We start from the raw sequence: 13,653 nt of genomic DNA on the forward strand, positions 1-13,653 counted from the left end.
GTGGATGCATCCTGCCCTTCTTTATATACGATGTTTATCTATAAAAATTATACCATATCCCTTGCTTCTAGTACAATTTTACCTGTTAAAAACTTTCGATTAACTATACTGATATAAGCCTATACACCGCTACTTTTTCGGATAAGCCCGCTTATATTGCCTTGCCGGTTCCATTGTATCCCCCAGCTGCTCGCTGGCCCGAATCGCCCAATAAGGATCTTTTAGCATACCGCGGCCAATGGCAACTAAATCCGCGTCACCATTTCCGATCACAGCTTCTGCCAATAGCGGGTCTTCTAAAATTCCAACAGCAATCACCGGAATATCCAGCTCTTCTTTAAACCTGCGTGCAAACGGAACCTGGTAGCCTGGGTGTGTCGCCGGTTTTTGTTTTCCCGGAGGTGCTTCCCCACCGCTGGAAATATGGAGCATATCGACACCAGCTGCTTGATATTTTTTGGCAATTTCTAATGCATGGTCGATATCATAACCGCCATCCATATATTCAACAGCCGAAATACGCATCAGCAATGGCATATCCTCAGGGATAACCGCTTTAACAGCATGAATAATCTGGACACCAAACAAGGATAGCTCCTGACCATATTTATCCTCTCTCTGATTGATGCCTGGAGAATGAAACTGGTGAATCAAATAGCCGTGTGCACCATGCAATTCAATCGTATCAAAGCCAGCCTTCACTGCTCGTTTTGCTGCATCCTGAAATTGTTGAACTGTTTTTTGGACTTCCTCTGTAGTTAGCGCACGAGGCATTTTGTCATCTTTTGTGACAGGAATTGCAGATGGAGCAACCGGCGGATTCGCATCTTCTCCCTTTCTGCCGGCATGGGCAATCTGAATACCTATTTTTGCGCCTTGCTTGTGAACTGCATCAACGATTTTCTTGTAAGCTGGAATGTGTTCATCTGACCAGAGACCAAGATCATAATCGGTAATCCGACCATCTGGATCAACATCTGTCATCTCAACTAAAATTAATCCAGCGCCGCCCACTGCACGAGATGTATAATGGACAAAATGCCAATCATTCGGAATTCCATCTTTGGCATCCACAGAATACTGGCACATTGGCGCCATCACAATTTTATTTTTCAAGGTTAAATTTTTAAATGTAAAAGGTTGTGTTAATTGAGCCATCTTTGCACCCCATTTATAAATTTCTAAGTAATTCACAGCATATGCTTTCTTATTCTTCCATGCAAATAATCTGTTTATCCCGCAATATTTTTGCATAAAAAAAAAGAACTGCATTAACAGTTCTTTTTCAATATGTAACGTGCACCTGCTTTCGATGAAATGACCATATGCGCTACATAAGTTCATGGCTCAGCCCAGGCTTCCCTGCGGCACACAAGAGTAACCACTTACTGCTGCTTCCTTCCGGACCTGACAGGGTTCATGGGCCCCTGTTGCGCAGGACCCGGACGTCAACACCAATCCCTTATGTCGGACCATACAGTCATCCCACCTAGAGCAGGAATTCGGCCTCGCTATAGCGGATTGCGAGTACAGGGCACCGCTACCTCCCCGCTTAGCACGTAACTATTATTATAGCTTCCTGAACGGAAAAATGCAATGAAAATGGTATCTTTTCCGATACACACTTTACTCTTCCGTTTCAGAACCTCTGTCATTCTTTTTTTGACGCAGTTCTTTAAAAAAATTCTTTAAAACGGTACTGCATTGCTGCTCAAGGATGCCGGATGTCACATCGACCTGATGATTGAAACGCGGTTCTTCTAATAAATTCATTAATGTACCGGCGCATCCAGCTTTTGGATCACTCGCTCCGTAAACTACACGTTTAATCCTTGATTGTACTATTGCTCCAGCACACATCGGACAGGGCTCCAAAGTAACATACAAAGTACAATCCTCCAGTCTCCAGCTGCCCACCGCCTGATTAGCCTCCTGAATAGCCAGAAGTTCTGCATGAGTCAGCGTTGTCTGCATGGATTCACGTAAATTAAATCCTTTTCCGATCACTTCCCCATCCTTCACAATTACAGCACCAATCGGAACTTCATTTAACATCCAGGCCCGGCGTGCTTCCTGCAGGGCAGCTGCCATATACTTTTCATCCTGACTTACGAATATTTCTTCTGTCATCTTGATCACATCACTTTATTATCGTTTTAATTATTGTTATAAGAGGGAATACTACATGAACTTATTTCTTTAAAAAGGAGACAAACTTATGAATATTACAGCTGATAATACAGCCCTTGTCTTTGTCGACGTTATTAATGACTTTAGATTTGATGGCGGTGATAAGCTTCATACTTATACAAAAAACATGCTGCCAAATTTAATCAAACTCCGTTATTTCGCTAAAGAAAAATCTATTCCTATCATCTATGTTAATGACCATTATGGTTTATGGCAAGCAGACTTTCATAAAATTATCAACCATTGTAAAAATGATAAAAGCAAGGAAATTATCGAAAAAATCAAGCCTGATGATGACGATTATTTCCTTATTAAACCACAGCACTCTGCTTTTTTTCAAACACCCTTGCATGCACTATTAACAGAATTAAACCGCTCGCATATTATTTTAGCAGGAATTGCCGGTGATATTTGTATTCTATTCACTGCAAAAGATGCCTATATGTATCAATTAAGCCTTTCTATTCCTAAAAACTGCATTGCCTCTGAGGAACACGACAATAATAACTATGCACTTTATCTGATGGAGTCTGTTATGAACGCAGATGTCTCACCAGTTTAGCATATAACTACCTCCCCCTTCATAGATATAGTATGTAAGAAGCAAACTGAAGGGGGTTATTATTTTGCAAATATATGTTGTCGAACAAGGTGATACACTAGAGCAAATCGCTAATACATACGGTTCCTCCGTTCAAGATATTATCAATGCCAATGAATTAAATACACCGGACCAATTAGTTATCGGGCAAGCACTTGTCATTCCAATTGTCGGGGAATTTTATTTTGTTCAGTCTGGAGATACACTTTCTTCCATTGCTGCTCAATTTAATATTCCTGTAAACGAATTAGCAACAATTAACGGTTTGAATGCGAATCAAATTATTTATCCTGGTTTCCGTCTGTATATTCCGCCAGCTCCCAAAACTCCAATTACTTCCAATGCATATGTTGAACCGATGGGAGAAGAAGTTTCTCAAACGCTGGAAACAGCAGTCAGCACCTATACACCTTTTTTAACGTATCTCAGTTTATTTAGTTATCGTGTGAATCGGGATGGTACACTGACAGCTCCGCCAACTGGAAACCTGGTTGCCTCTGCGAGAGAAAATGGAGCCTCCATTGCGATGGTGGTAACAAATTTAGAAGCAGGCGCATTCAGCTCAGAAGTCGGTCATATTATTTTAACAGTACAGGCTGTCCAAAATACATTATTAGATGAGATTATTAATATCGCAACCGAACAAGGATTTCGCGATGTACATTTTGATTTTGAATTTTTATTGCCGGAGGATCGGGAGGCATACAATACCTTTTTACGGACAGCAAAGGATCGCCTTTCCCAAGCAGGGCTGCAGATTTCAACAGCACTCGCTCCCAAAACAAGTGCAGAGCAGGCCGGACAATGGTATGAGGCACATGATTATCGAACACATGGGGAGATCGTTGACTTTGTTGTATTAATGACCTATGAATGGGGCTATAGCTATGGTCCGCCAATGGCTGTTTCCCCACTAAATGCCGTTCGGGATGTGGTTGAATATGCCGTCTCCGAAATTCCGGCAGAGAAAATTTTACTGGGGCAAAATTTATACGGATATGATTGGACACTTCCTTTTGTGGAAGGAGGAGCAGCTGCAAGAGCAGTCAGCCCACAGCAGGCTGTCAATATCGCCTGGGAAAATAATGCTGCTATTCAATTTGATTCTGTGACTCAGGCACCTTACTTTATGTATGCTGATGCATCTGGACAGGAGCATGAAGTTTGGTTTGAAGACGCACGTTCCATTCAGGCAAAATTTGATTTAATCCGGGAGTTTCAGCTTTTAGGTATTTCTTATTGGAAATTAGGGCTGGCTTTTCCGCAAAATTGGATGCTTTTAAATGCTGAATTTGAGATTCGAAAATTGGATGAATAAAAATCTGTGTTCGAAAAGAATAATATGATGTCAAATGCTATACTTCCTTATCCCAAAAGAGGGTGTTCCAAAAAATTTGGAACACCCTCTTTACCTCTTTCTATTACTGATTAACGAAGCACATTTACTGATTCGCGGTTAAATGCCGGAAGATCATCTGGTGTACGGCTGGTTACTAATTGATTTTGGCAGACAACGACTTCCTCATCTTTGTAGTTTGCACCAGCATATTCCATATCCACTTTAATTGATTTAAAACCGGTTGCACCTCGGCCTTCTAATGCTTTTGCTGTAATTAGCAACTGTGGACCATGACAAATAGCCATCACCGGCTTTTTCTCATCCATAAAGTGTTTTGCAAATGCCACGAAGCGATCGTCTGCACGCAGTATATCTGGAGAGAAGCCGCCAGGAATTAGCAGCGCATCGAAGTCTTCTGGATTTACATCATCGATTCCTTTATCAATAGTTACTTTTGTATTTTCTGATTTGCCTGTTACCGTATTTCCCTGTTTGTTTTCAATGGTAACCAGCTCGTGTCCAGCTTCCTCCAAAGCTTCTTTCGGACTTGTATATTCTACATCTTCAAATAAGTCTGTAATCACTGTTGCGATTTTTTTACCCATGAATGATTCACTCCTTCTATACTTAAATGGTTACATTTCTTGTCTTCCCAAGTAGTATTTTTTTCAAACATAAGAAATTATATTCTTTTTATAACTTTTTACAGTTGAATATTCATTTATTCTTTTTTCGACTGCAACAAAAGAGACCGGAATATTTCTCCGATCTCTTGTTCATTTTATTCCTCTAATGTCGACGTATCACCTGTCGGCAATCCTAACTCCCAAGATTTCAAGAGACGACGCATAATTTTACCGCTGCGTGTCTTAGGAATAGAATCCTTCACTTCGATTTCTCTTGGGGCTGCATGTGCGCTCAGCTCTTTTTTAACAAATTGACGAATTTCCTCTAGAAGTGCATCACTTTTTTCATAGCCCGGGTTTAAGGTAATAAACGCTTTAATAATTTCTCCGCGTTCAGGGTCGGGCTTACCGATAACTCCGGCCTCTGCAACAGCCTCATGTTCTATCAGCTTGCTCTCTACTTCAAATGGCCCGACGCGCTCACCAGATGTATTGATCACGTCATCCAGGCGGCCCTGGAACCAGAAATATCCGTCTTCGTCCCGATACGCACTGTCTCCGGAAACATACCATCCGTTAATAAAATAGCTCTCATATTTTCCTTTATTATTCCATACCTCACGCATCATAGCCGGCCAGCCAGCTTTAATTGCTAAATTTCCCATTTGGTTCGGTGGTATTTCATTTCCTTCATTATCAACAATCGATGCTTCTATGCCAGGAATCGGTTTCCCCATGGAACCTGGTCTGATTTCTAGTGACGGGATATTTACGATAACCTGTGCACCTGTTTCTGTCATCCACCACGTATCGTGAATACGCAGATCAAATGCCTTCAGTCCCCAGGTAATAACCTCTGGATTCAATGGCTCTCCAACACTCAGGATATGGCGTAAAGAAGACAAGCCATACTCTCTGACCTTCTCCTCCCCATGACTTACCAGCATACGTAAAGCTGTCGGTGCAGTATACCACACGGTAACCTGATTATCCTGAAGCGTCTTATACCAATCATTTGGAGAAAAACGTCCCCCTCGAATCACATTTGTCACACCATGCAGCCAAGGTGCAAAAATACCATAGCTTGTTCCTGTTACCCAGCCCGGGTCTGCAGTACACCAGTAAATATCATCCTCTTTTAGATCCAATACCCATTCTCCTGTTGCATAATGCTGAATCATTGCATTATGCACATGCAGAATGCCTTTTGGTTTACCAGTTGAACCGGATGTATAGTGAAGCAGCATTCCATCTTCTCTATCTACCCAAACGATATCAAAATCAGTTGACGCACTTTTCATTTCTGCATGGAAATCAATATACTGATCTCCTTCTCCCTCATACGCACCCACTAAAATAATCTTTTCCAAATTGGGCAGGCTATCTTGAGGTACACGATAGAGTAAATCAGGTGTAGTTATTAATACGCGTGCCTCACTATTTTCTAATCGATCTCCAACAGCCTGCTCCATAAATGCCTCAAATAATGGTCCTGCAATCGCACCAACCTTTAAAATACCAAAAAATGCCTGATAAAACTCCGGGCTTCTCGGCATAAATAGAAAAACACGATCTCCCTTTTGCACATCGTATTTTTTCAGTACATTTGCAAACTGGTTACTTTGTAAACGAAGCTCATCAAAGGTTGTTTTTTCTTCACGATCTGGATCTGAATATAGTAATGCAATCTTATCCTTTGTATCAGGATTAGCAGCATGTTTATCAATTGCTTCATATGCCATGTTCACTTTTCCTGTTTCATGCCAGGAGAAGTTCTTTTCTACATCCCCCCAAGAAAAAGTGTTTCGAAAATCCTCGTAGTTTTTTAAATTATGATTGCCCTCACGGACCGGTATTGCTTGCATATCCATCTAATCACCTCTTCATCTTAATTGGAACCGATTACAAAAAGAATTAAAAAAAGGATTCAAATATTTTGTTAACTATTTCTATTCTAGAACATTCTGTGACATTTTTAAAGAGTTTATTTCTAATTTTACAAAATAAAGGAGATACCCTTTCCCGTTATCAATCTATTATAAAACCGATAAGTCAAAGCTTATCGGTTTTATAAGTTAGGCCTTCTGCGTTTTGCTCTCTTTTCGTTTCTCCCGCTCTGATAAAATATATGCACATGCAGCATCTCCGGAAATATTTAGAGACGTTCTCAGCATATCCAGAATACGGTCAATACCAATAATTAATGCAATCCCCTCGACAGGAAGACCAACCTGATTCAGAACCATTGCCAGCATGATTAATCCGACACCTGGCACACCGGCTGTACCAACACTCGCCAAGGTGGCAACCAGTACAACCATTAAAAGCTCCGTAATCGTAAGCGGTAAATCATACACTTGCGAAATAAATACAGTAGCTACAGCCTGCATAATTGCTGTTCCATCCATGTTGATAGTAGCTCCAAGCGGCTGTACAAAGCTGCTGATTTCTTTCTTGACGCCAAGATTTTCTTGTGCTGCTTTCATCGCTACAGGCAGGGTTGCATTCGAACTCGATGTACTGAATGCTACTGTCATTGCCGGGAAAAATCCTTTATAGAAGGTAATAGGATTCCCGCGTCCCAATACCCAAATAGCCAATGAATAAATGATTAAAGCATGTAAAATCAGCCCGGCAATAACCGTCAGCATGTAGCTCAACATGGAACCAACTGCATCCAGTCCTGCACCGCCAATTGCTGATGCAATTAACGCAAATGCACCATATGGAGCAAATCGCATAATTAACATGACAAGCCAGTTTAAAATTTCATTTGCCTGTTCAAATAAATTAAATATACCTTTTGTTTTATCACTTAAATATGCTAAAGCAATTCCTATGAAAATAGCAAAGGAAATAATTTGCAGCATTTCCCCGGATGACATTGCCGCTATTGGGTTCTCAGGAATAATATTAATCAATGTTTCCATAATAGGCGGTGCTTCACCAGGTGTATATCCATCCAAATTAGAGGTATCAAAAATACCTGCTGTTCCCGGCTTGACAACATATGCCAGTGCTAAACCGATGGTAATGGCAATTGCCGTAGTTGTTAAAAAGAAAGTAACTGTAAAAACACCGATTTTCCCCAACTTCGCCGGATCACCAAGACCTGCAGTCCCTAGAACAATAGATACAAATACCAGAGGGACAACAAGCATCATTATAAGATTAATAAATATTTGACCGATTGGATCTAACACATACTTGTCGAGGGGGTTAAAAAAGCTTTCCGGGGCAAATGTCAAGGCCATACCGACAACTGCACCAGCAAGTAAAGCGATTAATATTCTTCTCGTTAGGTTTTTAGAATCCATATATCTTCTTCCTTTCACTATGTTTGTGGTTTTTAAAAATATCCATCTCTAAAAGATAAAAATTTATAGAGGTTCTCATTCACCTTGTTTCAGGTTCATCGTTCTGCACTCTTGATAAATTCTTGGCTGCCATAGGATATAAAACATAGATTTATTGGATTTTTCTTTGTAGTTGAGGCGACTACATTTTACAGGGATTATTTCTAAATGCAGAGTAAGTAAAATAAATTCTACCATAAATGTTAGGTATTTGGATAGCGCTATTTTTAATATCACATTATCCAAGAAGACTTTGCAATCTTTACCCCAACTTTTATTGAATAAAACACAATCTTATGGAGATTCGTTGAGCTTTTCTATAGTAATAAAAAAACTACCTCCTGTAATGAGGAGATAGAACACAATTTACTTACTATCCAGGATTAAATTAACTTTGATTGAGAGATTTTTCTATGAGGAAATAGCTGTGTGGCGCCCTTCATAATATACATATCCAGGCTCTTTGAGGTATTATTCTGATCTAAGGTGTATAAAATCTCTTTTACTGCACAGTTTGTGTCATTTCATTATTTTTATAAAAACTCTTTGCATTTATTTAATGCATCATTTAATTCCTTATCAAATAACATTTTCACATCAATCTGTAATGCAGCTGCTATTTTTTCCAGAGTATCTACATCAATCTTTGTCTTCCCTTTAGAAATATTCGTATACCAGGCAGGTGTTTTTGAGCACTTTTTCGCAATTTGTGTCTTTGTTATCTGTTTTTGCTGCCTGATAAACTCAATTTTCTCATGTATTTCCACTAAATCACTCCGTCCTTCTTTTGTTTTTGCAACTTAAATTATAATTAAGCGCTTTGCATAAGTCAATATACCAGAACATTAAAATTTGCATTTCGCTTAAAAATAATATTGTTCTCATTAAAAATGGTATTATCTCTATATTGAGGTGGATACAATGAAAATTCTTTCCCAACGATTAAGAGAAGCACGAGAAAATGCTGGATTAAAACAAATTGAAGCATCCAAACTTCTTGGTATTTCAAATGGTACTTTATCAGGTTATGAAAGAGAATATCGCGATCCCGATACGGAAACTTTACATAAAATGGCTGATTTATATGGTGTTTCTGTGGACTGGCTTCTAGGTAAATCTATGTATCCCTCAACGGAAGATACTTCCCAGCCTGAGGCGATGTCTGAGCAAGATACATTAATGTTCCGTAATTGGAAACGCATGACAGAAGAAGAGAAACAAGAAGCATTAAATGTGATACAATATATTTTATACAGAAAGAAAACAAACAACGGAAATGCTGATAGAACAGAGTAATATTTACTATTTTTAATAAGGAATATACAAACAGGTGTACATGCTGCACCTTATTTTTAATACCTAAAATAGAACATACATTCCTGAAAAGGTGATCTGATGTATTATTCAAATGCAGAAAATGTTATCGGAGCTTTATATACACAGCTTGATATCCCCCCTCTATTCCTGCTGTTGCAGAAGCTTTAAAAATAGAATTTATTTATTCTGAGTCTGAAGTAAACTTACTACATGGCAGGATGATTTTTTAGATAAACTGTCCTTTACTATAAGAATAGGATTAAAAATAGACCTTATTTTCTTATCTAAATGAAAACAAGGCCTGCCTTCCTAAAAGAAATTTAGTAGCACAATTCCACTAACAATCAGAATAACAGCAATCATTCTTCTTTGATTAATCCGATATTTCGGCAAGTTAAACATACCAAAGTGATCGATTAACAGTCCCATGATAATTTGTCCCAAAATAGCAGACATCATTGTTAGTGTAACGCCAAGATAAGGCATTAAAGTAATGTTTGAGGTAATATATGCTGCGCCGAGTGCACCGCCGGCAAAATGCCAGGACTTTAATTTTAAATCCCCGGAAGTACGTGCTAATCTTATTCCTTTATTAATCAGTATGGATAGAATAAGTAACACAGCAGTACCGATAATAAATGATATAAAAGCGGCATAGAAAAAGGAATCTACTTCATATCGTAAGGCACTATTGATCGCTGTTTGCAATGGCGGCATCATTCCTGTACATAATCCAAATAATATCCACAGACGAGAACGATTCTGCGTAACAGCATTTTGCTTTCTCGCATTCATATAAACAATTCCGGTAATTAACAGGAGTACACCAATTATATGCATAAAATGCAATGGTTTTATTTCTGCATTAAACCAGCCAAATGTATCAATTAAAATACCAATCAACATCTGTCCGGTAACTGTAACAATAACCGTTAACGCTGCACCGATTCTAGGCAGTAAAATAATATTACCTGTAAGAAAAATAACTCCGAGTACACCGCCAGCAAACCAAACATAGGAAAAAGATTGCGATGCAAAGTAAGATACCGTAAATTTTTCTGGTTCCATGATGAAATTAATAAAAAATAAAATAACACTCCCTGTTAAAAAGGAGTAAAAGGATGTTGGTAAAACAGCCTTGGTAAACACATTCAGCCGATTATTCACCGCTGTCTGCATAGGAATCACCATTCCTGCAATTACCCCCAAAATAATTAAGAAATACAAAAAAGAAACCTTCCTTCTAAAATATGTAATGTATTTATTTTAAGCAAATATGCAATGAAAAACAATATTCAGGAGTTTTGTTATGAAAATAGCAGATGAACTGGTGAAAAATACAGAGGATATATTAAACCGGACCCCGGCGCATTAATTGCGACTGTCCTACGGGAAAAGGCTGGAAGCAAATCCAGCGAAAAAGCAGCTTTCTACATTTGAGCAGGAAGCTGCCTTGTTTTATACTGCTAACGTGAAATCAGATCGCCAAAGTCTACCTGCTTCAAATTCCACAAATATTTATCACAGATAATCGTCCGTAAAACCCCAACTGATTGAAGTTTCATTTTATGAAATGAATCACATTTAAAACCAACTAAATTAATATGTTTAATTGAAACAAATATATATTTAAAGTAAAATAGGAGAAAATAAAGTAGGAGTGTTATCATTGGCAAAGATATATATATTACATGAGAATGATGATTGGACAGTACATTTAACCAATCGCTTAGAAGAATTAAATTTGCCTTATGAAGCCTGGCATTTAGATAAAGGTATTGTCGATTTAACAGCGGAACCGCCTGAAGGAATATTTTATAATCGCATGAGTGCCTCTGCACATACTAGGGATCATCGTTTTGCACCTGAATTAGCTAAAGGTGTGCTGGCCTGGTTAGAAATGCATCATCGAACAGTCTTTAATGGTTCACATGCACTCAATCTGGAAATTAGTAAGATAAACCAATATACAGCTCTTGAAAAGAATGGAATAAAAACACCAAAAACAATTGGAGCAGCTGGACGCGAAGAAATTATAGAAGCTGCCAAGAAAATCGGGGAAACTTCTTTTATTACAAAGCATAATCGAGCTGGTAAAGGGTTGGGAGTCCAGCTTTTTCATTCTATCAATGCGCTTGAGGCGTATGTATATGGTCCGGATTTTGAAGAGCCTGTTGATGGAATCACACTGATTCAACAATATATTCAATCATCTGAGCCTTTTATAACACGGGCTGAATTTATTGGCGGAAAGTTTTTTTACGCAGTTAAAGTAGATACCTCCGAAGGCTTCGAACTATGCCCTGCAGATGCATGCCGTATAGATGCTGCCTTTTGTCCAGTTGGCGAAGGAGAACATCGGCCTAAGTTTGAAATTCTTGAAGATGGGATTGACCCGGAACAAATCGATCGTTATGAAACCTTCTTAAAAGATAGCGGAATTGATATTGCAGGAATAGAATTTATTCGTGATTTACAGGGTGAGGTTTACACATACGATGTAAATACGAACACAAACTATAATTCAGAGGCGGAAGAAACAGCGAATAAATATGGCATGTTAGAATTAGCAGAATTTCTGGGAAAAGCTTTAAAAGAAAAATTTGTAACGAAATAATGGGAAAAGAAGCGTTCCGGCTCAGGCAGGAACGCTTCTTTTCCCATTATACCCCAACGCCCCCGGCAGGATTCGAACCTGCGGCACACGGTTTAGGAAACCGATGCTCTATCCCCTGAGCTACGGGGGCTTTCCATACAAAATCAGGTTATTATATACACCTGATTACAATGTATCATCCGTTTTGTAAAGAAAACGTGGCAAGCCAAGCCTGAAAGGTGCAGGATTGATCGCCTTCGTTGCGCTTATACTTGGTACTTTAAAATTTTTACTACGTCGAATTACTACTTCCAAGCTAAAATTTTTTACTTTCCCAACGTGAAAAATAAACGAACAATCGTATTATACTAAACCTTATCTATTTTGGGAAGCAGGTTGCTTGCATTTATTTCCCCGCTTTCTGTAATCTTGTCCGATAAGGGATAGACAGAATGTGAAGAATCATTAATAAACACCCTGCCAGAATAATTCCAGTAGAAGACAGCTTTAATACAAAGGCCAGCCCTAAAAAAACAGGAATGGCCAACAAAGGAAGCCAGCCGCCTTTTTTACTTGCTTTATAATAATTTTCTTTCCCGCAATGCGGGCATATCATTTTAATTTTAAATACCTGTTTAAAGGTCTGCCCATAGCTCCATCTTTTCCCGCAATAGCTGCAGTCCGGTGTATGCATCTGCTTCTCCTCTTTTCTCTTAAAGTGTGCGTTAAAAGATTATTTCTGTGCATTTGTAATTTCGATAGAACGCTCTCTGGCACCATCTATACATGCTTTGATAATCTTATCAAAGCCATTCGCCATTAACTGATTTAAGCCAGCCTCTGTTGTCCCTGACGGGCTGGTAATATTAATCCGGAGCTGCTCCGGATCTTCACCGGATGACTCCAGCATTTTTCCTGCACCGATAACAGTCTGGGTTAACAGCTCTAATGCTGTATCCCGGTCCAGTCCTGCCTCAATAGCTGCTTTTTCCATCGCTTCTACCATATAATAGAAAAATGCCGGGCCGCTTCCTGCAATGGCAGTAATGGTATGCATCTGCTCCTCTTCGACAATTTTTGTTGTGCCCACCGTCTGAAAAAGTTCTTCTGCCAGATAAAGCTGACTAAGCTGGACATAGGAGCCCTTTGAAATGGCAGTAGCTGATTGACCGATCAATGCAGATGTATTTGGCATGGTACGGATAACAGGAATACCCTCTCCAAGCGTTTTTTCCATCTGTTCGATGGATAACCCTGCAATCACAGATATAACCACGTGATGCGGCTTTATGTAATCTTTAAGCCAGTTTAAATAATTGCCGGCATCCTTAGGCTTCATCGCCAAAATAATAATATCTGCTTCCTGAATCATTTCTTCTTTATTCCGGTTACATGTAACCCCATACTTTTCAGCAATGACATCCAACCGTGCTTTATCACTGCGGTTTGTCACAAGCACTTGTTCTCTTGTAACCACTTTAGTCCTTGTCACACCAGCAATAATCGCCTCCGCTAAATTTCCTGCACCAAAAAATGCTATTGTCTTATTCATATGTTTTCCTCCTGTATTTTTCTTCATTCAATTGTTATATATAACCACTGATACCCCGTAACAATAAAAAAACTGA

Annotated in this window: 13 protein-coding genes, 1 tRNA gene and 1 other RNA gene; 4 read left to right on the forward strand and 11 right to left on the reverse strand. The window is 39.1% G+C overall.

Annotation, left to right across the window (positions count from 1 at the left end; genetic code table 11):
* Positions 1-129: 129 nt before the first annotated feature.
* The 3 genes from FLK20_RS15110 to tadA all read right to left on the reverse strand — a co-directional run bounded on the left by FLK20_RS15110 (position 130) and on the right by tadA (position 2,130).
* Positions 130-1,158, reverse strand: coding sequence for an NADH:flavin oxidoreductase/NADH oxidase (locus FLK20_RS15110; RefSeq protein WP_152657430.1), 1,029 nt, complete (start codon positions 1,156-1,158; stop codon positions 130-132).
* 137 nt (positions 1,159-1,295) lie between these two features.
* An RNA gene (gene ffs, locus FLK20_RS15115) (signal recognition particle sRNA large type) lies at positions 1,296-1,561 on the reverse strand.
* Positions 1,562-1,626: 65 nt separating this feature from the next.
* The gene (tadA, locus tag FLK20_RS15120) at positions 1,627-2,130 is read right to left on the reverse strand and encodes a tRNA adenosine(34) deaminase TadA (RefSeq protein WP_152657431.1); all 504 of its coding nucleotides are present in this window, start codon (positions 2,128-2,130) and stop codon (positions 1,627-1,629) included.
* A gap of 88 nt (positions 2,131-2,218) precedes the next feature.
* Between tadA and FLK20_RS15125 the strand changes: the two genes are divergently transcribed.
* Positions 2,219-2,752: a cysteine hydrolase family protein gene (locus FLK20_RS15125; RefSeq protein ID WP_152657432.1), complete on the forward strand. Its 534-nt coding sequence runs from the start codon at positions 2,219-2,221 to the stop codon at positions 2,750-2,752.
* A gap of 64 nt (positions 2,753-2,816) precedes the next feature.
* Positions 2,817-4,109: a glycoside hydrolase family 18 protein gene (locus FLK20_RS15130; protein WP_152657433.1), complete on the forward strand. Its 1,293-nt coding sequence runs from the start codon at positions 2,817-2,819 to the stop codon at positions 4,107-4,109.
* A 110-nt stretch (positions 4,110-4,219) separates the two neighbouring features.
* Here FLK20_RS15130 and FLK20_RS15135 read toward each other — a convergent pair whose 3' ends face one another.
* From FLK20_RS15135 to FLK20_RS15150, 4 genes are all read right to left on the reverse strand, one after another.
* Positions 4,220-4,735, reverse strand: a complete 516-nt coding sequence (locus FLK20_RS15135) for a type 1 glutamine amidotransferase domain-containing protein (protein ID WP_152657434.1) — start codon at positions 4,733-4,735, stop codon at positions 4,220-4,222.
* Positions 4,736-4,911: 176 nt separating this feature from the next.
* Positions 4,912-6,627, reverse strand: coding sequence for an acetate--CoA ligase (gene acsA / locus FLK20_RS15140; protein WP_152657435.1), 1,716 nt, complete (start codon positions 6,625-6,627; stop codon positions 4,912-4,914).
* 204 nt (positions 6,628-6,831) lie between these two features.
* On the reverse strand, positions 6,832-8,073 hold the full coding sequence (locus FLK20_RS15145; RefSeq protein WP_152657436.1) for a dicarboxylate/amino acid:cation symporter: 1,242 nt from the start codon (positions 8,071-8,073) through the stop codon (positions 6,832-6,834).
* Positions 8,074-8,645: 572 nt separating this feature from the next.
* Positions 8,646-8,879, reverse strand: a complete 234-nt coding sequence (locus tag FLK20_RS15150) for a helix-turn-helix domain-containing protein (protein ID WP_152657437.1) — start codon at positions 8,877-8,879, stop codon at positions 8,646-8,648.
* 154 nt (positions 8,880-9,033) lie between these two features.
* On the opposite strand from FLK20_RS15150, the gene FLK20_RS15155 reads away from it, so the two are divergent.
* Positions 9,034-9,408, forward strand: a complete 375-nt coding sequence (locus FLK20_RS15155; protein WP_152657438.1) for a helix-turn-helix domain-containing protein — start codon at positions 9,034-9,036, stop codon at positions 9,406-9,408.
* 330 nt (positions 9,409-9,738) lie between these two features.
* Here the strand turns inward: FLK20_RS15155 and FLK20_RS15160 are convergent, their stop codons facing one another.
* Entirely contained in the window at positions 9,739-10,656 is a 918-nt protein-coding gene (locus tag FLK20_RS15160) for a DMT family transporter (protein ID WP_152657439.1), read from the reverse strand.
* Positions 10,657-11,098: 442 nt separating this feature from the next.
* Between FLK20_RS15160 and FLK20_RS15165 the strand changes: the two genes are divergently transcribed.
* Positions 11,099-12,046, forward strand: coding sequence for an ATP-grasp domain-containing protein (locus tag FLK20_RS15165; protein WP_152657440.1), 948 nt, complete (start codon positions 11,099-11,101; stop codon positions 12,044-12,046).
* A 57-nt stretch (positions 12,047-12,103) separates the two neighbouring features.
* Here the strand turns inward: FLK20_RS15165 and FLK20_RS15170 are convergent.
* From FLK20_RS15170 to proC, 3 genes are all read right to left on the reverse strand, one after another.
* Positions 12,104-12,176: transfer RNA gene (locus FLK20_RS15170), tRNA-Arg, on the reverse strand.
* Positions 12,177-12,431: 255 nt separating this feature from the next.
* On the reverse strand, positions 12,432-12,719 hold the full coding sequence (locus FLK20_RS15175) for a TIGR04104 family putative zinc finger protein (RefSeq protein ID WP_152657441.1): 288 nt from the start codon (positions 12,717-12,719) through the stop codon (positions 12,432-12,434).
* Between the two features lie 39 nt (positions 12,720-12,758).
* Positions 12,759-13,577, reverse strand: a complete 819-nt coding sequence (proC, locus tag FLK20_RS15180) for a pyrroline-5-carboxylate reductase (RefSeq protein WP_152657442.1) — start codon at positions 13,575-13,577, stop codon at positions 12,759-12,761.
* Positions 13,578-13,653: the final 76 nt, after the last annotated feature.

The organism is Oceanobacillus sp. CFH 90083 (assembly GCF_009389585.1).
GTDB lineage: Bacteria > Bacillota > Bacilli > Bacillales > Amphibacillaceae > Oceanobacillus.